Here is a 23,712-nt window from a genome sequence, read left to right as displayed (position 1 = left end):
CCTCGCCCCCGGCCACCACCGCCCTGGAGTCCAGCGCCGTGGCACCCACCGCCCCGGCAGCACTCGCCCCAGCTTCGAATCGGCCGACCATCCAGCTCACCCCGGGCAGCGCGCTCGCCCTCGCCGCGGGTGGTGGTGCCGTGGTCCTGGTCGTCGGGGCAGTCCTGGTCTCGCTCCTGCTGGCCGTTGCCATCACCGGCGTCTCCGTCGCCGTGGTCGCCATCGTCCTGCGCCTGCTCGTCAAAGACCTCCAGCAGGGGCGGTGATCCTGGATGGACGCGAACCTGATCGCCGCCGGGTTACCGGCCTTGGGCTGGACCGTCCATGGGGGAGTGCTCCTGCGCCGTCTGGCCACCGCCAGGCGAGACCCGCTGACCGGCCGGCATACCCGCGCCGGATGGACCGCCCGCGCCGAACGCCTGCTGGCCAAGCACAAGGGCGCCCTGGTCCTGCTCGTTGACCTGGACGACTTCAAGGCCATCAACGACACCTACGGCCATGCGGCCGGGGACGCGGTCCTCATCGCCACCGCCCGCCGCCTCAGCGACTGGTGCGGACGCCACGGCATCGCCGCACGCCTCGGCGGAGACGAATTCGCCGCCATCGTCACCGACGCCGCCCGCACACCCGGCCTCCGCGCCCTCCAGGCCGCCCTGGACCGCCCCACAGAGCACCAGGGGCGCACCTTGCCGGTCTCGGCCTCGGTCGGCTTCTGCCACCGCCGGGACCTGGCCGTCGCGACTCTCACCGACGCCCTGTCGGCGGCTGACGCCTCGATGTACGCGGCCAAGGGCCACGGCAGGCGCAACACCCACCCATGACGGCCCCCGGAGCGGCTTCGCTCGCCAAAGATCCGCCGCTCCGGGCACCTGCACCACTTCCAGATCCACCGGACCCGAAAGGGAAACCCCATCATGTCCCAGCACGCCCCGAACATGCGCGTCTGCCGCGACTGCGACGGCCACGCCACCGCCCACATCACCACCGGCAGCCGGCACCGCGACGGCACCCGCGTCACCCTCCGCGTGACCTGCCCGGCCTGCAAGGGCACCGGCTACGCCACCCCGGCCGCTGGCCTCGTTCGCGCAGGCAGGTGATTCCGGTGCAGCGGCTCTTGGACCTGTTCTCCTGCGCCGGCGGTGCGGCCGTGGGCTACCACCGCGCGGGGTTCGAGGTGGACGGCTGCGACATCGCCGACCGCCCGAACTACCCCTTCGCCTACCACCGCGGTGACGCCCTCGCATACCTCGCCCACCTGATCGACACCGGTGACATCGACCGGTACACGCTCGTCCACGCCTCCCCGCCCTGCCAGGCCGGCTGCGCCCTCACCGTGGGCACCAACGCCTCCCAGGGCTGGGGCGGCCCCCATGAGGACCTGGTGGCTCCCACACGCGCCCTCCTCGACGCCTCCGGATTGCCGTACGTCATCGAGCAGCCGAACGGCCGAGCCGAGATCCGCAAAGACCTCACGCTGTGCGGCGAGATGTTCCACCTCGGCGTGCTGCGCCACCGCAACTTCGAACTCGGCCGCTGGGCCACCCCGAAGCCGCCTCACCCCCGGCACCGCGGCTACGTCCGCGGTCACCGCCACGGCATCCACCGCGAGGGCCCCTACGTCGCCGCCTACGGTCACGGCGGCGGCAAAGCCTCCGTTGCGGAGATGCAAGCGGCCATGGGCATCACCTGGACCGGTGTCCGCGAGGAACTGACCGAAGCAATCCCACCCGCATTCACCCAGTGGATCGGCCGAGCCTTCCTGTCCGCCCGGCAGGAGGTGTTCGCGTGACCGACACCGCCACCATGGCGGGCCTGGACCCGGCCACCCTCGCCGACGTGCTCAGGCTGGCCGGGTCGTACGGCTTCGACCTCCTTCAAGAGCAGATCCGCCGCACCGGCGGCTGCACCGATCCGATCCGCCTGACGGGATCGACCGTCACCCGCGACGCGGCCACCGGACACGTCCTGCACGCCTACTCCACCGACACCGAACCGGGCGGCGTCCTCCGCGTGGCCTGCGGCAACCGGCGGGCCTCCCGCTGCCCGGCCTGCGCCTGGACCTACGCCGGGGACACCTACCACCTCATCCGCGCCGGCCTCGTGGGCGACCCCGCCAAGGGGACTCCCGAGACGATCCGGGATCACCCGCGCGTATTTGCCACCCTGACCGCGCCCTCGTTCGGCCCGGTCCACAACCGGCCCGGCAACCGGCCCTGCCGCTGCGGCGCCCACCACCAGGAGGACGCCCCCGAGTTGGGCACCCCGCTCGACCCGGACACCTACGACTACGCGGGCGCCGTGCTCTGGAACAACCACGCCTCCGACCTCTGGCGTTACTTCACGATCTACCTGCGCCGCGAGATCGCCAAGCGGGCCGGTCTCACCCAGAAGGCCGCTCGCGAACAGTCGCGGGTCTCCTTCGGCAAGGTCGCTGAATACCAGAAGCGCGGTGCCGTCCACTTCCACGCCGTGATCCGCTTCGACGGCCCCGAGGGACCCGACTCGCCGCCCCCGGCCTGGGCCACCCTCGACCTGCTCACCGACGCGATCCGCGCCGCCGCCGCTCGCGTTGCCGTCGACGTGCCTCCGGCCCGGTATCAGCCGGACCCCGATCAACCGGCACGTACCGAGCCCGCGCGCACGCTGCGCTGGGGCACGCAGCTCGACGTCCAGCCGATCGGCGCGTTCGGGCACGGGGAGGAGATCACTGAACGGGCCGTCGCCTCCTACGTCGCGAAGTACGCCACCAAGGCCGCCGAGACCACCGGCACGGTAGACCGCCGCATTGGCAACAAAGAGGCCCTGGTCCTCCTCGACGTCCCCGACCACCCGGCCCGGCTGATCGCCGCCTGCCTCGACCTCCACCCGCTCTACCCGGACCGGAAGTTACGCGACTGGGCTCACATGCTCGGCTTCCGCGGCCACTTCTCCACCAAGTCCCGCCGCTACTCCACCACCCTCGGCGAGCTGCGCCAGGTCCGCGCCGACTACCGCGCCGCCCAGCAACGCGAAGCGCTCGGCCTGCCCGATCCCGACGACGAAGAGGCAACCACCCTGACCCTCGCCCACTGGACGTATGCCGGCCACGGCCACACCCCTGGTGAGTCCTGGCTCGCCGCCAACATCCGCCGCGACATCCAACACAGCCGAGAGATCGCCCGCGAAGAACTGTCCGCACAGCTCGCCTTGGAAGGAGCGCACGACCATGAATGAGCGGTACCTCAGCGTTGATCAGGTGGCCGAAGTGCTCGGCACGACCGTGCGTTTCCCCCGGCGCCTCATTGAGGAGCGACGGATCACCTACGTGAAGGTCGGCCGACACGTACGCATCCCGGAGAGCGCCGTACGCGAGTTCATCAGGGCCAACACGGTTGAGCCGCGCCGCGGCGTTGTTGCCCGTCGGGGGGTGGCTGCCTGATGGCTGGCAAGCGTCGACAGTTCGGCCGCGTCCGCAAGCTGCCCTCTGGCCGCTATCAGGCCCGATACGTCGGCCCTGACGGGGTGTTGCGGCCGGCGCCGGACACGTTCCGTACGAAGCGTGAGGCGGATGACTGGCTGGCCGACACGCAGACGGAACTGCGACAGGGCGACTGGCGGGACCCGGATGCGGCCAAGGTGCCGTTCGGGAAGTACGCGGTGGCCTGGGTGAATGAGCGTCCGCTGGCGGTCAGTACGGCCGAGCTGTACGCGATCCTCGTACGCGTGCACCTGGTGCCCACCTTCGGGCGCCTGGCCGTTGCCGACATCACCCCGGCCGCCGTTCGCGCCTGGCGCCGTGCACGCCTGGACGCAGGCACCGGCCCGACCACGGTCGCCAAGGCGTACTCGCTCCTGCGCACGATCATGGGCACGGCTGTGGAGGACGGACTGATCCGCCGCAACCCGTGCCAGATCAAGAACGGCGGCACGGTGACCACTCCGGAGCGCCCGACGGCCGCCGTCCTGGACGTCTTCGCCGTGGCGGACGCCTCGCAGCCCCGCTACCGCGCCCTGGTGCTGCTGGGGGCCTTCTGCGCCCTGCGCTGGGGCGAGCTGGTGGCGCTGCGCCGGCGGGACGTCGACCTGGAGACGGGCATGATCCGGGTACGCGGTTCGGTGTCCGAGCTGAACAGCGGCAAGCGGATATACAAGGCACCCAAGAGCGAGGCGGGGAAGCGATCCGTGGCCATCCCGCGCTCGATCATGCCGGTCGTCGTCACCCATATGGAGCAATTCGCGGAGCCCGGCGTTGACGGTCGCGTCTTCGTCGGCGCGAAAGGGGCCACACCTCGCCGGAACCACTTCAACGGGCTGTGGCACAAGGCGTGCGCCGAGGCGGGCGTCAAGGGGCTCCGATTCCATGATCTTCGGCACACGGGCAACACCCTGGCGTCCCAGACGAACGCCAGTACGCGCGAGCTGATGACCCGGCTCGGTCACAGTTCGACCCGTGCGGCGCTGATCTATCAGCACACGTCGGATCGCCGTGAGCGGGAGATCGCTGACGGGGTGGACGAGGTGATCGTGAACGCTCTGAGGCGGCGTCGCCGGCCGAAGGGGCACGCGGGGGACACGCAGGACTGATCAGCCGGGGAACGGTCGAAGGCCCAGGGTTAGTAAATTTACTAACTGACCTGGGCCTTCGTCGTAGAGAGCGGGCGACGGGAATCGAACCCGCGTAGCTAGTTTGGAAGACTAGGGCTCTACCATTGAGCTACGCCCGCAAGCGTGCGCCGCAGGTCCGTGACCGCGGCACTGCAGAGCATCGTAGCGGGTCGCCCGCCGCGGAGGCCAACCTGTTGGGCTGCGGCGATGCCACGCGCGCGGCAGTGGACAAAGCGGCCGACGGATCCGGCCGGGGCATGTAGCCTACGTGTCGCACCAGACGGGGTGTGGCGCAGCTTGGTAGCGCGTCCGCTTTGGGAGCGGAAGGCCGTGGGTTCAAATCCCGCCACCCCGACCACCGGCTCGCGGCATCCCGATGATCGCCTTTTGGGGCGCTGACCGGCTGCGGTTACTATGCAAGCTGCGCGCCCGTGTGTCCCGGCCCACTCGGCCTACGAACTCCTCCGGGCGGCGAAATCCGCCGGACCAGTCTGGCTCCGGCAGAAACCAAGAAGTCAGCCACAAGGAGACCGAACCGTGAAGAGCGCCGTGGAGACCCTGAACCCGACCCGGGTTCGGCTCACTGTCGAGGTGCCCTTCGAGGAGCTCAAGGACAGCCTCGACGCGGCGTACAAGAAGATCAACCAGCAGGTCACGGTGAAGGGCTTCCGTAAGGGCAAGATCCCGGCCCGCGTCATCGACCAGCGGTTCGGCCGCGGTGCGGTGCTGGAGGAGGCGGTCAACGACGCGCTTCCGAAGTTCTACACCGAGGCGGTCAACGAGGCCGAGCTCAGCCCGCTGGGCCAGCCCGAGGTCGACATCACCGACCTGAAGGACGGCGAGACGCTGAACTTCACCGCCGAGGTCGACGTCCGCCCGGCCCTGGAGATTCCGGACTACTCCGGCATCGAGGTCGAGGTCGACGCCGTCGAGGTCACCGACGAGGACGTCGAGAAGTCGGTCGAGCAGCTCCGCGAGCGCTTCGCCTCCACCTCCCCGGTGGAGCGCGCCGCCGAGGACGGCGACGTGGTCACGATCGACCTGGAGGCCAAGGTCGACGGCGAGGTCCTCGAGGACGGCATCGCCAACGGCGTCTCGTACACCATCGGCTCGGGCGAGCTGCTGGACGGCATCGACGACGCCGTGAAGGGCCTGGAGGCCGGTGGCGACGCCACCTTCACCTCCGAGCTCAAGGGCGGCTCCGCCGCGGGCAAGGCGGCCGAGGTCACCGTCAAGGTCACCCAGGTCGCCGCTCGCGAGCTGCCGTCCCTGGACGACGAGTTCGCCCAGCTCGCCTCCGAGTTCGACACCCTGGACGAGCTGAAGGCCGACAGCCGCAAGCGCCTGGCCAACATGAAGCAGTACGACCAGGCCACCCAGGCGCAGGAGCGCGTCCTGGAGAAGCTCCTCGAGCTGGTCGAGGTCCCGGTCCCCGAGAAGCTGCTCGAGGACGAGATCAACACCCGCAAGCACAACCTGGAGCACCACCAGCTCGGCCAGATGGGCCTCACCCTCGACAAGTACCTGGAGATCCAGGGCAAGACCGCCGAGGAGTTCGAGACCGAGACCCGCGAGGCCGCGGTCAAGGGCATCAAGACCCAGTTCGTCCTCGACGAGCTGGTCAAGAAGGAGAACCTCAACGTCAACCAGGAGGAGCTCACCGAGCACCTCATGCGGCGTGCGGCCTCCTCCGGCATGTCCCCCGACCAGTTCGCCCAGGCCGTCGTCGAGGGCGGCCAGGTTCCGCTCCTGGTCGGCGAGGTCGCCCGCGGCAAGGCCCTGGCCGTCGTGGTCGAGGCCGCCACGGTGAAGGACACCAACGGCGAGGTCGTCGACCTCGACGACGAGGAGGAGGAGACCGGGGCCGCTGAGGCGTCGGAGACCTCCGAGGAGACCACGGAGGCCTGACCGGCCCCGCGGCGCCTCCACAGCGCGTACGACGGGCCCTGGGGACGTTCCCCGGGGCCCGTCGCCGTACCGGGGCAGACGGCCGCCCCCGAAGGGGCGCGGGGACTGCGCGAGCGGCCCCGTAAGACCCGCGGACCGGCGACGCAAAGTACCCCTCCCTCACGGACCGCGACCGGTGCTCGGGCGGAGCCCTTCGCTACGCCCCCGGCGAACACCCCCATCTCCGGGATTCCCCGAAGGGACCTGAGCGTTAGGGTCCTTGAGTACGGGGGCAGGGGAGTCTCCTGAAACCCCAGCCAAGCCCCTGGCAGGACGACGTGAGACGGCCCGGCGCCGTCGTAAGACGAGCAGGTGGATACGTGACGAATCTGATGCCCTCCGCCGCCGGCGAGCCTTCCATCGGTGGTGGCCTCGGCGACCAGGTCTACAACCGGCTGCTCGGCGAGCGGATCATCTTCCTCGGCCAGCAGGTTGACGACGACATCGCCAACAAGATCACCGCACAGCTGCTGCTCCTCGCCGCCGACCCGAACAAGGACATCTACCTCTACATCAACAGCCCCGGTGGCTCGGTGACGGCCGGCATGGCGATCTACGACACCATGCAGTACATCCCGAACGACGTGGTCACGATCGCGATGGGCATGGCGGCCTCCATGGGCCAGTTCCTGCTCACCGGCGGCGCCGCGCGCAAGCGCTTCGCCCTGCCGCACGCGGACATCATGATGCACCAGGGCTCCGCGGGCCTCGGCGGTTCGGTCACGGACATCAAGATCCAGGCCGAGTACCTGCTGCGCACCAAGCGGCGCATGGCCGAGCTGACCGCGTTCCACTCCGGCCAGACGTTCGAGACGATCACCCGGGACGCGGACCGCGACCGCTGGTTCACCCCGGAGGAGGCCAAGGAGTACGGTCTCATCGACGAGATCATCACGAACGCCTCGGGTGTCCCGGGAGGCGGCGGCACCGGTGCCTGATCGGCCAGGCCACACCACGCACCGCCGAGACCGAAGCCCCCAGAACGCCACCAGGACGGTGAACACCCCATGAGCAACTTCCCCGGCGCCGCGAGCGGCCTGCACGAAGGGCCCCGCCCGGACAGCCGCTATGTCATCCCGCGCTTCGTCGAGCGCACCTCCCAGGGCATCCGTGAGTACGACCCGTACGCGAAGCTCTTCGAGGAGCGCGTGATCTTCCTGGGCGTCCAGATCGACGACGCCTCCGCCAACGACGTCATGGCGCAGCTGCTGTGCCTGGAGTCGATGGACCCGGACCGGGACATCTCGATCTACATCAACAGCCCTGGTGGCGACATGACCGCCCTCACGGCGATCTACGACACCATGCAGTTCGTGAAGCCCGACATCCAGACGGTCTGCATGGGCCAGGCGGCCTCCGCCGCGGCCATCCTGCTCGCCGCCGGTACCCCGGGCAAGCGCATGGCGCTGCCGAACTCGCGCGTGCTGATCCACCAGCCGGCGGGCTCCACCGGCCGCGGTCAGCTCTCCGACCTGGAGATCATCGCCAAGGAGTTCACCCGGATGCGTGACCAGCTGGAGAACATGCTGGCCAAGCACTCGAACCAGCCGATCGAGAAGATCCGCGAGGACATCGAGCGCGACAAGATCCTCACGGCCGAGGAAGCGCTCGAGTACGGCATCGTCGACCAGATCATCTCCACCCGGAAGATGAACAACGCCGAGGTCCGCTGACCCCGAGCAGCACACTCTCAGGCCCTCTTGGCAGGGCCCACGTCAAAGTGAACCCTGCCAAGGGGGACCCGAACACGGGGCCCGGCAAGGTACCGTCGGACATAAGGCAGCACCAGGAGCCGCTGGACTCGAAAGTGTCCGGGCGTCTCCCAGGCGAAGGGGAAGCACACCGTGGCACGCATCGGTGACGGCGGCGATCTGCTCAAGTGCTCGTTCTGCGGCAAGAGCCAGAAGCAGGTCAAGAAGCTCATCGCAGGGCCCGGTGTGTACATCTGCGACGAGTGCATCGATCTCTGCAACGAGATCATCGAGGAAGAGCTCGCGGAGACCAGCGAGGTGCGCTGGGAGGAACTGCCCAAGCCCCGTGAGATCTACGAGTTCCTCGAGGGCTACGTGGTCGGTCAGGAAGCCGCCAAGAAGGCCCTCTCGGTCGCGGTGTACAACCACTACAAGCGGGTCCAGGCGGGCGAGAACGGCGGCGCGCAGGGCCGTGAGGACGCCATCGAGCTGGCGAAGTCCAACATCCTCCTGCTGGGTCCCACGGGCTCCGGCAAGACCCTCCTCGCCCAGACCCTGGCCCGCATGCTGAACGTGCCGTTCGCGATCGCCGACGCCACGGCGCTGACCGAGGCGGGCTACGTCGGCGAGGACGTCGAGAACATCCTGCTGAAGCTGATCCAGGCGGCGGACTACGACGTCAAGAAGGCCGAGACCGGGATCATCTACATCGACGAGATCGACAAGGTGGCTCGCAAGAGCGAGAACCCCTCGATCACCCGCGACGTCTCGGGCGAGGGCGTCCAGCAGGCCCTGCTGAAGATCCTGGAGGGCACCACGGCCTCGGTCCCGCCGCAGGGCGGCCGCAAGCACCCGCACCAGGAGTTCATCCAGATCGACACGACGAACGTGCTGTTCATCGTGGGCGGTGCCTTCGCCGGTCTGGAGAAGATCATCGAGGCGCGGGCCGGCGCCAAGGGCATCGGCTTCGGCGCGACCATCCGGTCCAAGCGCGAGCTGGAGTCCAAGGACGTCTTCGAGGACATCATGCCGGAGGACCTGGTCAAGTTCGGCATGATCCCCGAGTTCATCGGCCGTCTGCCGGTGATCACCTCGGTCCACAACCTGGACCGCGAGGCGCTCCTGCAGATCCTCGTCGAGCCCCGCAACGCGCTCGTCAAGCAGTACCAGCGCCTCTTCGAACTCGACGGAGTGGAACTGGACTTCGAGCGCGAGGCCCTGGAGGCCATCGCCGACCAGGCCATCCTCCGCCAGACCGGCGCCCGCGGCCTGCGCGCCATCATGGAAGAGGTCCTGATGTCGGTGATGTACGAGGTCCCGTCCCGCAAGGACGTGGCCCGCGTGGTCATCACCGCCGACGTGGTCCGCTCCAACGTCAACCCCACCCTGATCCCCCGGGACGCCCGCGGCCGGGGGGCGGGGGAGCAGAAGACGGCGTAGCCGTCCGCGCGCACGACAGCGCACGGACACCACGCAACGACACCACGAAAGGGGCCCCGGTCAGTCGACCGGGGCCCCTTTCGCGGTGATTCAGATCGTCAGAGCTTGACGCGCACGTCGTTGCGGAGCTTGACGGCGAGGGAGGCGGTGTCGTCGATCGTGCCGCCCGTACCCGCGGCCAGTGCGGCGAAGCTGAACGCCGAGACGTCGGCCACCGTGCTGTGGTCGCCCCAGACGCAGAAGGGCAGGTTGACGACCTTGGCGGCGCCGGCGGTCGACGCCGTCGACGAGCTGTTGTCGATCTGCGCCACCTGGCACTTCATGACGCCGTCGAAGCCGGCCGGGTGGACCGTCTGCGGGCTGCCGACCAGCTTGCCCTTGGTCTTGTCGCCGCTCTGGTCCTTCTCGGACTCCGACTTGATCTTGGCGAACATGGCGTCCACGACGGCCTCGGGGTCGTCGATGGTGCCGTAGACACCGCTGAAGGACAGGCCCTTCGCGGCGAGACCGGTGCCGTTCTGGTAGGTGGCGCCCGCGTGCTTCGGGTTCTTCACGCCCCACTTCGCGAAGTCGGCGAGGTCGTCGTCGCTCATGGTGCCGTTGGAACCGGCGTTGCCCTCCTGCTTGTACGTGCCGTCGATGACCGTCGCCGGCGTCGTCAGCTTGTGCGGGCCGTCGTCCGCGACGTCGGTGCCGCCGGTTCCGTTGAGCAGGAAGGAGGCAGCCACGGCGATCGCCGCCACGACCGCCACCGCCCCGATGATCAGCCCCGTCTTCTTCTTGCCGCCGCCCGGCACCGGTGGCTGCGGGACGCCGTAGGGCTGCTGGCCGTAGGGGCCCGGCTGCTGCTGGCCGTACGGGTTCGGCTGCGGGGGGACGCCCTGCTGCGGGTAGCCGTAACCGGGCTGCGGCGGCACCGGCGGGGCCTGCTGGGGGTAGCCGTAGCCGGGCTGGGGCGCCTGCGGCTGCTGGCCGTAGGGGCCCGGCTGGCCGTAGGGACCAGGCTGCCCCGGCTGGCCGTAGGGACCCGGCTGCTGGGGCTGCTGGCCGTACGGGCCCGGCTGGTTGCTGCTCATTACTGGGTTCCCCTCCAGATGCTTATGTGTTCCTGACATCCTGGCCCAGGCCCGGGAAGCGCACGGCACCGGGGGCCGCACCGTTACAGAACAAACGCGTTTCGGCACCGCCCCGTGACACCTCTAAACTGACCCCCGTGACCGAGAACGCTCAGCAGCAGCCACCCGCGCCCGACACCGAACTGCCGACCCAGTACGCGCCGGCCGATGTAGAGGGGCCGCTGTACGAGCGCTGGGTAGAGCGCGGTTACTTCGAGGCGGACGCGAAGAGCGACAAGCCGCCGTACACGATCGTCATCCCGCCGCCGAACGTCACGGGCAGCCTGCACCTGGGCCACGCCTTCGAGCACACGCTCATCGACGCCCTGACCCGCCGCAAGCGCATGCAGGGCTTCGAGACGCTGTGGCAGCCCGGCATGGACCACGCCGGCATCGCCACGCAGAACGTCGTCGAGCGTGAGCTGGGCAAGGAGGGCAAGTCCCGCCACGACCTGGGCCGCGAGGCGTTCGTCGAGCGCGTCTGGCAGTGGAAGGGCGAGTCCGGCGGCCAGATCAGCGGCCAGATGCGCCGCCTCGGCGACGGCGTCGCCTGGTCCCGCGAGCGCTTCACCATGGACGAGGGCCTCTCCCAGGCCGTCCAGACCATCTTCAAGCGCCTCTACGACGACGAGCTGATCTACCGCGCCGAGCGCATCATCAACTGGTGCCCGCGCTGCCTCACCGCCATCTCGGACATCGAGGTCGAGTACCAGGACGACGACGGCGAGCTGGTCTCCATGACGTACGGCGAGGGGGACGACACCATCGTCGTCGCCACCACCCGTGCCGAGACCATGCTCGGCGACACCGCCGTCGCGGTCCACCCGGACGACGAGCGCTACAAGCACCTCGTCGGCAAGCTCATCAGGCTGCCGCTCACCGACCGCTCCATCCCGGTCGTCGCCGACACCCACGTCGACCCGGAGTTCGGCACCGGCGCCGTCAAGGTGACCCCGGCCCACGACCCGAACGACTTCGAGATCGGCCAGCGGCACGGCCTGCCGTCCCTCACCGTGATGGACGAGCACGCCGTCATCACCGCCCACGGCCCCTTCCAGGGCCTGGACCGCCTGGAGGCCCGCTCCGCCATCGTCGCCGCGCTGCGCGCGGAGGGCCGGATCGTCGCCGAGAAGCGGCCCTACGTCCACTCCGTCGGCCACTGCTCGCGCTGCAAGACCACCATCGAGCCGCGCCTGTCCATGCAGTGGTGGGTCAAGGTCGGCCCGCTGGCCAAGGCCGCGGGCGACGCCGTCCGCGACGGCAAGGTCAAGATCCACCCGCAGGAGATGGAGAAGCGCTACTTCGACTGGGTCGACAACCTCCACGACTGGTGCATCTCGCGGCAGTTGTGGTGGGGCCACCGCATCCCGGTCTGGTACGGCCCGAACGGCGAGGTCGTCTGCGTCGGCCCCGACGAGCAGCCGCCCGGCACCGAGGCGGAGGGCTGGAAGCAGGACACCGACGTCCTCGACACCTGGTTCTCCTCCGGCCTGTGGCCGTTCTCCACCCTCGGCTGGCCCGAGCGGACCGAGAGCCTCGCGAAGTTCTACCCGAACTCCGTCCTGGTCACCGGCTACGACATCCTCTTCTTCTGGGTCGCCCGGATGATGATGTTCGGCCTCTACGCGATGGACGGCACCCCGCCGTTCCACACCATCGCCCTGCACGGCATGGTCCGCGACCAGTTCGGCAAGAAGATGTCGAAGTCCTTCGGCAACGCGGTCAACCCGCTGGACTGGATGGACAAGTACGGCTCCGACGCCCTGCGCTTCACGCTCGCGCGCGGCGCCAACCCGGGCGTCGACGTCCCGATCGGCGAGGACTGGGTCCAGGGCTCCCGCAACTTCGCCAACAAGATCTGGAACGCGACCCGCTTCGCGCTGATGAACGGCGCGACGGTGGAAGGACCGCTGCCGGAGCCGTCGGCGATGTCGGCGACCGACCGCTGGATCCTCTCCCGCCTCAACACCGTCATCGCCGAAGTCGACGCGTACTACGACGACTTCCAGTTCGCCAAGCTCTCCGACGCCCTCTTCCACTTCGCGTGGGACGAGGTCTTCGACTGGTACGTCGAGCTGTCCAAGACGACCTTCCAGGCGGGCGGCGAGGCGGCCGAGGTCAGCAAGCGGGTCCTCGGCGAGGTCCTCGACATCACCCTCAGGCTGCTGCACCCGGTGGTCCCGTTCGTCACCGAGACCCTGTGGACCACCCTCACCGGCGGCGAGTCGGTCGTCATCGCCGAGTGGCCGACCGCTGTGCTGGTTCCCGGTGCCGACTCACCCGGCGGCTTCCGCGACCTGGCGGCCGAGCGGGAGATCGAGTCCCTCCAGTCCGTCATCACCGAGGTCCGCCGCTTCCGCGCCGACCAGGGCCTGCAGCCGGGGCAGCGCGTCCCGGCCCGCCTGACCCTCGACGGCACGGCATTGGCCCCGCACGAGGCCGCGATCCGCCAGCTCCTGCGCCTGCAGCCGGAGGGCGACGCGTTCACGGCGACCGCCACCCTGCCGGTCGCCGGCGCCGAGGTCGCCCTCGACCTGTCCGGCACGATCGACGTGGCCGCCGAGCGCAAGCGCCTGGCCAAGGACCTGGCCGCCGCCGAGAAGGAGAAGGCCCAGGCCAACGCCAAGCTCGGCAACGAGGCCTTCCTCGCGAAGGCCCCGGAGAACGTGGTCGACAAGATCCGCACCCGCCTCGCCAAGGCGGACGAGGACATCGCCCGCATCACCGCCCAGCTGGACCGGCTCCCGCAGGCGTAGCGACACCCGCCGGGCGGAGCGGGCGCGAGCCCGCCCCCGGCGATCGAAGGCCCCCGGAGCGCACGGCACCGGGGGCCTTCGCCCACCTATGTCACCGCGCCTCCGTAGACTGGCCCCGTGAGTGAAAACCCCGGCAACGACCAGCCCGACCCCCTCGTCTCCTTCGACGAGATCATCGAAGCGGAGACCGACCGCGACCCCGATCTCGCCGTGATCGAGGCCGGCAGCCGCACCCTGCGCACCCAGGGCGGCCCGCCGGAGGGGGACGTCCCCGCCAGGCCGGCGGACCCGGAGGTCGACAAGGCCCTGCGCGAGGTCGAGACGGAGCTGGCCGCCCGCTGGGGCGAGACCAAGCTGGAGCCCTCCGTCAGCCGGATCGCCGCGCTGATGGACGTGCTGGGCGAACCCCAGCGCTCGTACCCCTCCATCCACATCACGGGCACGAACGGCAAGACCTCCACCGCCCGCATGATCGAGGCCCTGCTCGGCGCCTTCGAGCTGCGCACCGGCCGGTACACCTCGCCGCACGTGCAGTCGATCACCGAGCGGATCAGCCTGGACGGCGCCCCGATCACCGCCGAGCGGTTCATCGATACGTACCAGGACATCAAGCCCTACGTGGAGATGGTCGACACCTCGCAGGAGTACCGGCTGTCCTTCTTCGAGGTCCTCACCGGCATGGCGTACGCCGCCTTCGCGGACGCGCCGGTCGACGTGGCCGTCGTGGAAGTGGGCATGGGCGGCTCCTGGGACGCCACCAACGTGATCGACGGTGACGTCGCCGTGGTCACCCCGATCGGCCTCGACCACACCGACCGGCTCGGCAACACGCCGGGCGAGATCGCCGGCGAGAAGGCCGGCATCATCAAGCAGGACGCGACCGTGATCCTGGCGCAGCAGCCGGTCGACGCGGCCCAGGTGCTGCTGAAGAAGGCCGTCGAGGTGGACGCCACGGTGGCCCGCGAGGGGCTGGAGTTCGGGGTCGTGGCCCGGCAGGTCGCGGTCGGCGGCCAGCTGCTCACCCTGCGCGGCCTGGGCGGCGAGTACACGGAGGTGTACCTGCCCCTGCACGGCGCCCACCAGGCGCACAACGCGGCCGTGGCGCTCGCCGCCGTCGAGGCGTTCTTCGGCGTCGGCGCCCAGCGCGCCGAGCCGCTGGACATCGACACCGTGCGCAAGGCCTTCGCCGCGGTCTCCTCGCCGGGCCGGCTCGAGGTCGTACGGCGCTCTCCCACCGTCGTGCTCGACGCCGCCCACAACCCGGCGGGCGCGGAGGCCACCGCCGAGGCGGTGCGGGAGGCGTTCGACTTCACCCGGCTGATCGGCGTGGTCGGGGCGAGCGCCGACAAGAACGTCCGTGGGCTGCTGGAGGCGTTCGAGCCGATCTTCGCCGAGGTCGTCGTCACCCAGAACTCCACCCACCGCGCCATGGACGCGGACGAGCTGGCCGCCATCGCCGTCGAGGTCTTCGGCGAGGAGCGCGTCCAGGTCGAGCCGCGGCTGCCCGAGGCCCTGGAGGCGGCGATCACGCTGGCCGAGGAGGAGGGCGAGTTCGCGGGCGGTGGCGTCCTGGTCACCGGTTCCGTCATCACCGTGGGCGAGGCTCGCCTGCTGCTCGGGAAGGGCTGAGGTCCCGTCGTGCGTACGCTCTGTTCATCGACGCTGATCGGCGAGTTCTTCGTCATCGGCTTCGCCGCCCTCGTGGCCATGAAGGACCCCGGTCTGGCCGTGTCGACCGTCTGGCTGGTCAGCGGGATCGCCATGGTCCTGTGCGTGCTGCTGTGCGGCATGGTGACCCGCCCGGGCGGCGTCGCCCTCGGCTGGGCCCTCCAGCTCGCCCTGATCGCCTCGGGCGTCTTCGTGCCGACCATGTACTTCATGGGAGCGGTGTTCGCCGCCCTGTGGTGGGCGTCGGTGCACTTCGGCCGAAAGGTGGACGAGGCCAAGGCGAGATTCGCGGCCCAGGCGGAACCCCCCTCCACTACACCTGACGCTGCGTAACGGACGCACCGACACGCCCTGTAACCTCGTCCCACCGCACACGTCAGTCGTAAGGAGCCATCCGTGAGCCAGCGCACCCTCGTCCTGCTCAAGCCCGACGCCGTCCGTCGGGGCCTGACCGGCGAGATCATCAGCCGTATCGAGCGCAAGGCGGGCTGGCGGATCACCGCGCTGGAGCTGCGCACCCTGGACCAGGACACCCTCGAGCAGCACTACGGCGAGCACAAGGGCAAGCCCTTCTACGAGCCGCTGGTGGAGTTCATGGCCTCCGGCCCGGTCGTCGCGCTGATCGTCGAGGGCGAGCGGGTCATCGAGGGCCTGCGCGCGCTGGCCGGCCCGACCGACCCGATCGCCGCCGCGCCCGGCTCCATCCGGGGCGACTACGGCGTGATCGTCCGGGAGAACCTGATCCACGCCTCCGACTCCGAGGAGTCCGCCGAGCGCGAGGTGAAGATCTTCTTCCCGGGCCGTGCCTGAGGCACGCCGGACGGATTTTTCCGAGAATTTTCTGAGTGGGCGTCAGCTCACCTTCGGGGGCCTGACCTGGGGCGGCCGTACGTTTTCGGCCGTCCCTCGGCATATGTGTTGCCGATCGGGGGAACGCGTGCCCCCGATGGCCCGTCTCCGAAGGCGAGGCGCCACGCCATCTGCTGACAATGGCGGAGACCCTCGCGCAGTGTTCGCGCAGGCGCGTTTACGATGGAAGCCTTCACGTCACAGCACCCGCCTCGCCGACCTGATATGCCCTCAAAAGCTCAGGAAGGCCAGATGAATCCGGATGGGGAACTCAATGTCGTTCATCGGCCGTGACATGGCTGTCGACCTCGGGACCGCCAACACGCTGGTGTACGTCAGGGGCCGCGGAATCGTTCTCAACGAGCCCTCCGTCGTCGCGATCAACACCAACACCGGCGGCATCCTCGCGGTCGGTGCGGAAGCGAAGAAGATGATCGGCCGGACGCCCGGGAACATCGTCGCCGTGCGCCCGCTGAAGGACGGCGTGATCGCCGACTTCGAGATCACCGAACGGATGCTGCGCTACTTCATCCTGAAGATCCACAAGCGTCGGTATCTGGCCAGGCCGCGGGTGGTCGTCTGCGTGCCCTCGGGCATCACGGGCGTCGAGCGCCGCGCCGTGATCGAGGCGTCCTCCCAGGCCGGCGCGCGCCAGGTGCACATCATCGAGGAGCCCATGGCCGCGGCCATCGGCTCCGGCCTGCCGGTCCACGAGGCCACCGGCAACATGGTGGTGGACATCGGCGGCGGCACCACGGAGGTCGCGGTCATCTCGCTCGGCGGCATCGTCACCGCCCAGTCGATCCGTGTCGCCGGCGACGAACTGGACAACGCGATCATCCAGTACATCAAGAAGGAGTACAGCCTCCTGCTGGGTGAGCGCACGGCCGAACAGATCAAGATCACGATCGGTTCGGCGTACGACCTCGACGCCGACGAGCACACCGAGGTCCGCGGCCGGGACCTGGTCTCCGGCCTACCGAAGACCGTCGTCATCTCGGCCGCCGAGGTGCGCAAGGCGATCGAGGAGCCGGTCAACGCCATCGTCGACGCCGTCAAGACGACCCTGGACAAGTGCCCGCCGGAGCTGTCCGGCGACATCATGGACAGGGGAATCGTTCTGACCGGCGGCGGAGCGCTGCTGCGCGGCCTGGACGAGCGGCTGCGGCGGGAGACCGGCATGCCGATCCACATCGCCGAGGACCCGCTGGACAGCGTGGCGCTCGGATCCGGCAAGTGCGTCGAGGAGTTCGAGGCGCTCCAGCAGGTCCTGGACGCCCAGCCCCGCAGATGACGTGACATGTCGATTCCGCCGTACGGGACGTTCTCCTCTCGTGCGGCGGATCGTTGATATCGAGGCATAAGCTCCCACACATGGGCCCCTTCGGTCGGCGCTCCCCGAGCGGCGCCTCAAGGGGTCCCCGAATTCCTATCGAGGAAGGGCACGGCCGCCGCACGTGAGGGACACGAAAGAGAGCCGGCTGCTCCTGGTCCTGCTGATCGCCATCGCGTTCGCGCTGATCACGGTGGACATCCGCGGAGGCCGGAACTCACCGGTCGACGGCGCCCGGCACGCTGCGGCCGCGGCGTTCGGCCCCATCGAGAACGGGATGTCCTCGGCGGTCGACCCCGTCGGCAACGCCGTCTCCGCCGTCCGCGACTCCGGCAGTCGCCACGACCGGCTCGCCGGCCTGGAACGCGAGAACGCGGCCCTCAAGGCGAAGCTCGGCAGCGACGACCGCAACCGCAGCCGCCTCAAGCAGCTCGACAAGATGCTGAAGATCGCCGGCGAGGGTCAGTACGGCATCAAGGGCGCCCAGGTCATCGCCATAGGGTCGGCGCAGGGCTTCTCCTGGACCATCACCATCGACGCCGGCGCCCACGACGGCATCCGGCGCGACATGACCGTCCTGAACGGCGACGGCCTCGTCGGCCGGGTCACCACCGTCGGCCCCGACACCGCCACCGTCCTGCTCGCCAACGACCCCGACTTCACCGTCGGCACCCGCATGGAGAGCAGCGACGAACTCGGTTTCGCCTCGGGCCAGGGCGACCGCCCGCTGCGCGTGGAACTCCTCAACGGCAAGGCGGAGGTGAAGAAGGGCGACCGCCTCGTCACCTTCGGCTCGCAGGCCGACAAGCCGTTCGTGCCCGGCGTCCCGGTCGGCGTGGTCTCCCGCGTCGACCCCTCCGGCGGCGGCCTCACCCGCACGCTGTACGTCACCCCTTACGTCGGCTTCACCAAGCTCGACATCGTCGGCGTGGTCGTGGCGGCCCCGAAGAAGGACCCGCGCGACGAGGTCCTGCCGGCCAAACCCAAGCCGACCCCGACGCCGACGGTGACCGTCACGGTCACCCCCTCGGCGGACGCACCCGCAGACGGCCAGCAGCAGTAGGAGCTGAGTTTTCTTCATGCGTGTCAACCGGATCCTGCTCTCCACCGCCCTGGTCGTCGTCGCCCTGGTCGTCCAGGTGAGCGTCCTCGCCCGACTGCACCTGCCGGGCGCCGTACCCGACCTGCTGCTGCTCACCGTCCTCGGCCTCGCCATGGTGTACGGCCATGTGGGCGGCGCCCTCGTCGGCTTCGGCGCCGGCCTGCTCGCCGACCTCGCCCCGCCCGCCGACCACGCGGCCGGCCGCTACGCCCTCGTGCTGTGCGTCACCGGCTACTTCGCCGGACTCATCAGGCCGGAGAACGGCCGGCTGAAGTCGGCCACCGGCCCCATGGCCGTCGTGGTCGCCGCCGCCGTCGGCTCCACCCTGCTGTACGCGGGCGTCGGCGCCCTCGTCGGCGACACCGCCGCCCGCCATGTCGGCCTGACCGGGCTGCTGTTCTCGGCAGCCCTGTACGACCTGCTGCTCGCCCCGTTCGTGGTCCCCGGCATCATGTGGCTGGCCCGCCGCTCCGACAACGACCCGCTCGCCGAGACCAGCCCCGCGGCCAAGGCCGGGGACATCTCCTCCGGCTGGCTCTCCTCCGGCACCGGCCTGCGCATCGGCAGCCAGCGCGGCGGCCTCGGCGCCCTGAAGACCAAGGCCCGCACCCGCTCCACCCGGGTCGGCCGCATCAAGGGGGTCAAGCGGCTGTGATCTGGGGCGAGTCCACCCGGATGGCCACCCCGAGGTTCACCCGAACGGGGCGGCATCCGCGGAACGCGGCCTCACAGGCCGGTCGTTCATCATTCGTACGCGCACACGCATCCGCGCACTGAGAGGGGGAGACAGCCGCAGTGACCAACATCCCCGAGACCGGACGGACCCAACGGGTCCAGATCCGGCTCGTCGTCATCCAGATCCTCGTCCTCTCCCTCCTGGGCACCCTCGGCGGCCGCCTGTGGTACCTCCAGATCCGCGAGGGCGCCGCCTACCAGCGGGAGGCGTCCGGCAACCACGTCCAGCAGGTCGTCGACCCCGCCGTGCGCGGCGACATCCTCGACGCCCGCGGCGTGCCGCTCGCCGACAACGAGACCCGCCTCGTCGTCTCCGCCTCCCGCACCGACCTGCTCAAGCAGAAGGACGACGGCAAGGCCGTCCTCGCCAAGCTGGCCGGTGTCCTCGGCATGAAGCCCGAGGACGTCACCCAGAAGGTCCGGCTGTGCGACGCCAAGACCCCCCAGCCCTGCTGGAACGGCTCGCCCTACCAGCCGATCCCCATCACCGACGAGGCGACGCCCAAGCAGGCCCTGCAGATCCGCGAGCGTGCCGAGGACTTCCCCGGCATCAGCGCCGAGCCCGAGGCCGTGCGCCGCTACCCGGCCCCCGGCAAGTCCAACACCTCCCAGGTCCTCGGATACCTCTCGCCGGTCACCGACGAGGAGATCCAGAAGGCCAAGGACACCGACTCGCCCTACCTGCGCTCCGACATGGTCGGCCGCTCCGGCCTGGAGCGCCAGTACGACAAGGTGCTGCGCGGCAAGGCCGGCGTGACCCGCTACGAGGTGGACAACCTCGGCCGCGTCATCGGAAAGGCCAAGGCCGACGCCGCCGAGTCCGGTTCCAACCTGGTCACCAGCATCGACTCCCGGGTGCAGCGCGTCGCCGAGTACGAACTCGACAACGCCATGAAGAAGGCCCGTCAGCAGTTCGACAAGATCACCGGCGAGAACTACAAGGCCGACTCCGGTGCCGTCGTGGTCATGGAGGCCAAGACCGGCCGGATCGTCGCCATGGCCTCGGCCCCCACCTACGACCCCAACGTCTGGGTGGGCGGCATCTCCGGCAAGGACTACAAGGCCCTCACCGGCAAGAACTCCGACTACCCGCTGCTGAACCGCGCCATACAGGGTCAGGCCGCGCCCGGCTCGACCTTCAAGGTGGTCTCCACGGCCGCCGCGGTCAACGCCGGTTACGTGTGGGACGGCGGCTACCCGTGCACCAGCTCGTACTCGGTGGGCGGGCAGGTCTTCAAGAACTTCGAGGGCGAGAACTTCGGCCCCATCTCCCTCGGCCGCGCGCTCGAGGTCTCCTGCGACACCGTCTTCTACGGCCTCGCCGACCGGGAGTGGAAGAAGGACGGCGGCATCAACCCCAAGAAGGGCCAGCCCAAGGACCACTTCTTCAAGACCGCCCACCAGTTCGGCCTCGGCAAGGAGACCGGCATCGACCTGCCCAACGAGGTCACCGGCCGCGTCCCCGACCGCAAGTGGAAGCTCGACTACTGGAAGGCCAACAAGGACGCCTGGTGCAAGTCCGGGAAGAAGGACGGCTCCTACGTCGAGAAGATCGCGTACGAGAACTGCCTCGAAGGCAACAAGATGCGCGAGGGTGACGAGATCAACTACTCCATCGGCCAGGGTGACACCCTCGTCACCCCGATCCAGGAGGCCGTGATCTACGGCGCCGTCGCCAACGGCGGCACCATGTACCAGCCGACCATCGGCAAGGCCGTCATCAGCGCGGACGGCAAGTCCGTCCAGGAGATCAAGCCGAGGAAGACCGGCCGCCTGCCGGTCACCCAGGCCACCCTCAAGGGCATGAACGACGCCTTCGCGGGCGTCATCACCCGCGGTACCGCGGCCTGGAAGTTCGGGGGCTGGCCCCAGGACAAGATCCCGCTGCACGCCAAGACCGGTACGGCGGAGGTCTACGGCAAGCAGACCACGTCCTGGCTGGCCACCTACTCCAAGGACTACACGGTGATCATGACGATCGCCCAGGCCGGTACGGGTTCCGGTGCCTCCGGCGAGGCGGTGCGCAACATCTACAGCGCGCTCTACGGCGTCGGCGGCGACGGCTCCGTCGACCAGAAGAAGGCCCTGCTGCCCGAGCCGCAGAAGGGCCTGCCGAAGGTCCGCACGGACGGCACCATCGCCGCCCCCAAGATCACCGGCGACCCCGGCAAGGACGCCGAGGCGGCCCAGAAGGACAACCCCACCAACGGGGACGACCAGCAGCCCGCCACCTCACCCTCGCCCACCACCCGCAACAGCAACACCCGCAGGAAGCCTCGCAGAAGGGGAAGCCGGAGGATGCCCGCATGACCGGCAACAGCTTCTCCGTCTCCGGCTACGGCCCCGAACGGGCCGGCTGGACCAGGGTCTTCGCCCGTGACTCCCTGGCCCGCCGGCTCGACTGGCCGATGCTCCTCGCCGCGATCGCCCTGTCCCTGCTGGGCTCGCTGCTGGTGTACTCGGCCACCCGCAACCGCACCGAGATCAACCAGGGCGACCCCTACTACTTCCTGCTCCGGCACCTCATGAACACCGGCATCGGGCTCGCCCTGATGATCGGCACGATCTGGCTCGGCCACCGCGCCCTGCGCAACGCCGTGCCGATCCTCTACGGCCTGTCGGTCTTCGGCATCCTCGCCGTGCTCACCCCGCTCGGCTCCACCGTCAACGGCGCGCACTCCTGGATCGTGCTCGGCGGCGGCTTCTCGCTCCAGCCCTCCGAGTTCGTCAAGATCACGATCATCCTGGGCATGGCCATGCTGTTGTCCGCCCGGGTCGACGCCGGCGACAAGAAGTACCCCGACCACCGCACCGTCCTGCAGGCCCTCGGCCTGGCCGCCGTACCCATCCTGATCGTGCTGCTCATGCCCGACCTCGGATCGGTCATGGTCATGGTCATCATCATCCTGGGCGTGCTGCTCGCCTCCGGCGCCTCCAACCGCTGGGTCTTCGGCCTGATCGGCGCCGGCGCCCTCGGCGCCGTCACCGTCTGGCAGCTGCACATCCTGGACGCCTACCAGATCAACCGCTTCGCCGCCTTCGCCAACCCCGACCTGGACCCGGCCGGCGTCGGCTACAACACCAACCAGGCCCGCATCGCCATCGGTTCCGGCGGCCTGACCGGAGCGGGCCTCTTCCACGGCTCCCAGACCACCGGCCAGTTCGTCCCCGAACAGCAGACGGACTTCGTCTACACGGTCGCGGGGGAGGAGCTGGGCTTCCTCGGCGCCGGCCTGATCATCGTCCTGCTCGGCGTGGTCCTGTGGCGCGCCTGCCGCATCGCCCGCGACTCGACCGAGCTGTACGGCACCGTCGTCGCCGCCGGCATCGTCGCCTGGTTCGCCTTCCAGGCCTTCGAGAACATCGGTATGACCCTCGGGATCATGCCGGTCACCGGCCTGCCCCTGCCGTTCGTGTCCTACGGCGGCTCGTCGATGTTCGCCGTCTGGGTGGCCGTGGGACTCCTCCAGTCGATCAAGGTGCAGCGGCCGATGTCCGCATGAGGCACCTCACCAGGTGAATGGCGGGCGCCCACCCGCCATTCACCCGGGACGGCCCCTGCCGTCACCGCCGCCGTGCCAGTAGATTCGGTTCATGGCGGATGCGAAACGCGAGATCGAGCGCAAGTACGAATCCGACGACAGCGGTCTGCCCGACCTGACGGGCGTCGGCGGGATCGCCGACGTCCTCGACAAGGGCCTGACCGAACTGGACGCCACCTACTACGACACCGCCGACGAACGCCTGGCCGCCGCGGCCCTCACCCTGCGCCGCCGCACCGGCGGCGGCGACGCCGGCTGGCACCTGAAGATCCCGGTCGCCCCGGGCGTCCGCGACGAGATCAGAGCGCCCCTCTCCGACACCGTGCCCGAGGAGATCGCCGCACTCGTCCGCGCCCGGATCCGCACCGCCGACCTGGTCCCCGTGGTCCGGCTCCGCTCCGCCCGCGACGTACGCCACCTGGTCGACGCCGACGGAGCCCTGCTGGCCGAGGCCAGCGTCGACGCGGTGACCGCCGAACGGCTCAACCGGGCCGGCGGCACCGCCCAGTGGACCGAGATCGAGGTGGAACTCGCCGACGACGGCGACCCGGCCTTCCTCGACAAGGTCGACAAACGGCTGCGCAAGGCCGGCGTGCGGCCGTCGAAGTCCCCGTCCAAGCTGGCCCGGGCCCTTGAGGAGACCGGCGGCACCCCGGCCCACCGCGTCACACCCGCCCGGCCCGTGACCGCCGGTGACCACGTCCTCGCCTACCTGCGCGAACAGCGCGAGACCCTCCTCGAATGCGACCCCGCCGTCCGGAGGGACCTGCCCGACTCCGTCCACCGGATGCGCGTGGCCACCCGCCGGATGCGCAGCACCTTCCGCACCTTCGGCACCATCCTCGATCCCGCCGCCACCACCCCCCTCGCCGGCGAACTGAAATGGCTGGCCACCGAGCTGGGCGCCGACCGGGACCAGGAGGTCCTGGCCGACCGCCTGACCACCGCCC

At 69.7% G+C, this 23,712-nt stretch carries 22 protein-coding genes and 2 tRNA genes; 22 read left to right on the top strand and 2 right to left on the bottom strand.

All coding sequences use genetic code 11. The features are described from left to right. Nucleotides 1-23 precede the first annotated feature (23 nt). The 7 genes from V7E45_RS24460 (at nt 24) to V7E45_RS24430 (ending at nt 4,563) form a co-directional block, all read left to right on the top strand. A complete protein-coding gene (locus V7E45_RS24460; protein WP_333776348.1) occupies nt 24-266 on the top strand; it encodes a SpdD protein in 243 nt (80 codons plus the stop codon). Nucleotides 267-272: 6 nt separating this feature from the next. Beyond that, nucleotides 273-821: a GGDEF domain-containing protein gene (locus V7E45_RS24455; protein WP_333776345.1), complete on the top strand. Its 549-nt coding sequence runs from the start codon at nt 273-275 to the stop codon at nt 819-821. Between the two features lie 93 nt (nt 822-914). Continuing rightward, the gene (locus V7E45_RS24450) at nt 915-1,097 is read left to right on the top strand and encodes a hypothetical protein (RefSeq protein ID WP_333776344.1); all 183 of its coding nucleotides are present in this window, start codon (nt 915-917) and stop codon (nt 1,095-1,097) included. Then, on the top strand, nt 1,097-1,789 hold the full coding sequence (locus tag V7E45_RS24445) for a DNA methylase (protein ID WP_333776347.1): 693 nt from the start codon (nt 1,097-1,099) through the stop codon (nt 1,787-1,789). Before V7E45_RS24450 ends, V7E45_RS24445 begins: the two co-directional genes overlap by 1 nt. After that, on the top strand, nt 1,786-3,213 hold the full coding sequence (gene repSA, locus V7E45_RS24440; protein WP_333776343.1) for a replication initiator protein RepSA: 1,428 nt from the start codon (nt 1,786-1,788) through the stop codon (nt 3,211-3,213). Before V7E45_RS24445 ends, repSA begins: the two co-directional genes overlap by 4 nt. Beyond that, a complete protein-coding gene (locus V7E45_RS24435) occupies nt 3,206-3,418 on the top strand; it encodes an excisionase family DNA-binding protein (RefSeq protein WP_333776342.1) in 213 nt (70 codons plus the stop codon). Before repSA ends, V7E45_RS24435 begins: the two co-directional genes overlap by 8 nt. Continuing rightward, a complete protein-coding gene (locus V7E45_RS24430; RefSeq protein WP_333776340.1) occupies nt 3,418-4,563 on the top strand; it encodes a tyrosine-type recombinase/integrase in 1,146 nt (381 codons plus the stop codon). The genes V7E45_RS24435 and V7E45_RS24430 overlap by 1 nt, the downstream gene beginning before the upstream one ends. A gap of 69 nt (nt 4,564-4,632) precedes the next feature. Here V7E45_RS24430 and V7E45_RS24425 read toward each other — a convergent pair. Further along, nucleotides 4,633-4,703: transfer RNA gene (locus V7E45_RS24425), tRNA-Gly, on the bottom strand. A gap of 162 nt (nt 4,704-4,865) precedes the next feature. Here V7E45_RS24425 and V7E45_RS24420 point away from each other — a divergent pair. The 5 genes from V7E45_RS24420 to clpX all read left to right on the top strand — a co-directional run bounded on the left by V7E45_RS24420 (nt 4,866) and on the right by clpX (nt 9,662). Further along, a tRNA-Pro gene (locus V7E45_RS24420) sits at nt 4,866-4,942 on the top strand. A 179-nt stretch (nt 4,943-5,121) separates the two neighbouring features. Continuing rightward, the gene (gene tig, locus V7E45_RS24415; RefSeq protein WP_333776339.1) at nt 5,122-6,492 is read left to right on the top strand and encodes a trigger factor; all 1,371 of its coding nucleotides are present in this window, start codon (nt 5,122-5,124) and stop codon (nt 6,490-6,492) included. Nucleotides 6,493-6,863: 371 nt separating this feature from the next. Then, nucleotides 6,864-7,469, top strand: coding sequence for an ATP-dependent Clp protease proteolytic subunit (locus V7E45_RS24410; RefSeq protein WP_333776346.1), 606 nt, complete (start codon nt 6,864-6,866; stop codon nt 7,467-7,469). Nucleotides 7,470-7,538: 69 nt separating this feature from the next. After that, on the top strand, nt 7,539-8,204 hold the full coding sequence (locus tag V7E45_RS24405; protein ID WP_333776338.1) for an ATP-dependent Clp protease proteolytic subunit: 666 nt from the start codon (nt 7,539-7,541) through the stop codon (nt 8,202-8,204). A 171-nt stretch (nt 8,205-8,375) separates the two neighbouring features. Then, the gene (clpX, locus tag V7E45_RS24400; RefSeq protein WP_333776337.1) at nt 8,376-9,662 is read left to right on the top strand and encodes an ATP-dependent Clp protease ATP-binding subunit ClpX; all 1,287 of its coding nucleotides are present in this window, start codon (nt 8,376-8,378) and stop codon (nt 9,660-9,662) included. Between the two features lie 98 nt (nt 9,663-9,760). Here the strand turns inward: clpX and V7E45_RS24395 are convergent, their stop codons facing one another. Then, nucleotides 9,761-10,738, bottom strand: a complete 978-nt coding sequence (locus tag V7E45_RS24395) for a hypothetical protein (protein WP_333776336.1) — start codon at nt 10,736-10,738, stop codon at nt 9,761-9,763. Nucleotides 10,739-10,875: 137 nt separating this feature from the next. Here V7E45_RS24395 and V7E45_RS24390 point away from each other — a divergent pair, with 137 nt between their 5' ends. The 10 genes from V7E45_RS24390 to V7E45_RS24345 all read left to right on the top strand — a co-directional run. Beyond that, nucleotides 10,876-13,533: a valine--tRNA ligase gene (locus tag V7E45_RS24390; RefSeq protein WP_333776335.1), complete on the top strand. Its 2,658-nt coding sequence runs from the start codon at nt 10,876-10,878 to the stop codon at nt 13,531-13,533. A 117-nt stretch (nt 13,534-13,650) separates the two neighbouring features. Next, nucleotides 13,651-15,162, top strand: coding sequence for a bifunctional tetrahydrofolate synthase/dihydrofolate synthase (gene folC / locus V7E45_RS24385; protein ID WP_333776334.1), 1,512 nt, complete (start codon nt 13,651-13,653; stop codon nt 15,160-15,162). A gap of 9 nt (nt 15,163-15,171) precedes the next feature. Then, nucleotides 15,172-15,534 carry a DUF4233 domain-containing protein gene (locus V7E45_RS24380; RefSeq protein ID WP_333776333.1) on the top strand — a complete coding sequence of 121 codons (363 nt, stop codon included), beginning with the start codon at nt 15,172-15,174 and terminating at the stop codon, nt 15,532-15,534. A gap of 63 nt (nt 15,535-15,597) precedes the next feature. Further along, the gene (ndk, locus tag V7E45_RS24375; protein ID WP_020940057.1) at nt 15,598-16,011 is read left to right on the top strand and encodes a nucleoside-diphosphate kinase; all 414 of its coding nucleotides are present in this window, start codon (nt 15,598-15,600) and stop codon (nt 16,009-16,011) included. A 313-nt stretch (nt 16,012-16,324) separates the two neighbouring features. Continuing rightward, nucleotides 16,325-17,344: a rod shape-determining protein gene (locus V7E45_RS24370; RefSeq protein ID WP_031158632.1), complete on the top strand. Its 1,020-nt coding sequence runs from the start codon at nt 16,325-16,327 to the stop codon at nt 17,342-17,344. A gap of 163 nt (nt 17,345-17,507) precedes the next feature. Continuing rightward, nucleotides 17,508-18,446: a rod shape-determining protein MreC gene (gene mreC, locus V7E45_RS24365; protein ID WP_333776331.1), complete on the top strand. Its 939-nt coding sequence runs from the start codon at nt 17,508-17,510 to the stop codon at nt 18,444-18,446. 16 nt (nt 18,447-18,462) lie between these two features. Further along, entirely contained in the window at nt 18,463-19,140 is a 678-nt protein-coding gene (gene mreD / locus V7E45_RS24360) for a rod shape-determining protein MreD (RefSeq protein WP_333776330.1), read from the top strand. Nucleotides 19,141-19,280: 140 nt separating this feature from the next. Next, nucleotides 19,281-21,530, top strand: a complete 2,250-nt coding sequence (gene mrdA / locus V7E45_RS24355; RefSeq protein ID WP_333776329.1) for a penicillin-binding protein 2 — start codon at nt 19,281-19,283, stop codon at nt 21,528-21,530. Then, nucleotides 21,527-22,723 (top strand): rod shape-determining protein RodA, encoded by a 1,197-nt coding sequence (gene rodA, locus V7E45_RS24350; RefSeq protein WP_333776328.1) that lies wholly within the window; start codon nt 21,527-21,529, stop codon nt 22,721-22,723. Before mrdA ends, rodA begins: the two co-directional genes overlap by 4 nt. Nucleotides 22,724-22,814: 91 nt before the next feature. Beyond that, a partial coding sequence (locus V7E45_RS24345; RefSeq protein ID WP_333776327.1) for a CYTH and CHAD domain-containing protein occupies nt 22,815-23,712 on the top strand: 898 nt, incomplete at its 3' end.

The organism is Streptomyces sp. IBSBF 3136, assembly GCF_036815105.1.
In the GTDB taxonomy this organism is placed as follows: Bacteria; Actinomycetota; Actinomycetes; order Streptomycetales; family Streptomycetaceae; genus Streptomyces.
The sequence above is the reverse complement of the archived record's forward strand: the minus strand, read 5'-3'. Positions and strand labels throughout refer to the sequence as shown.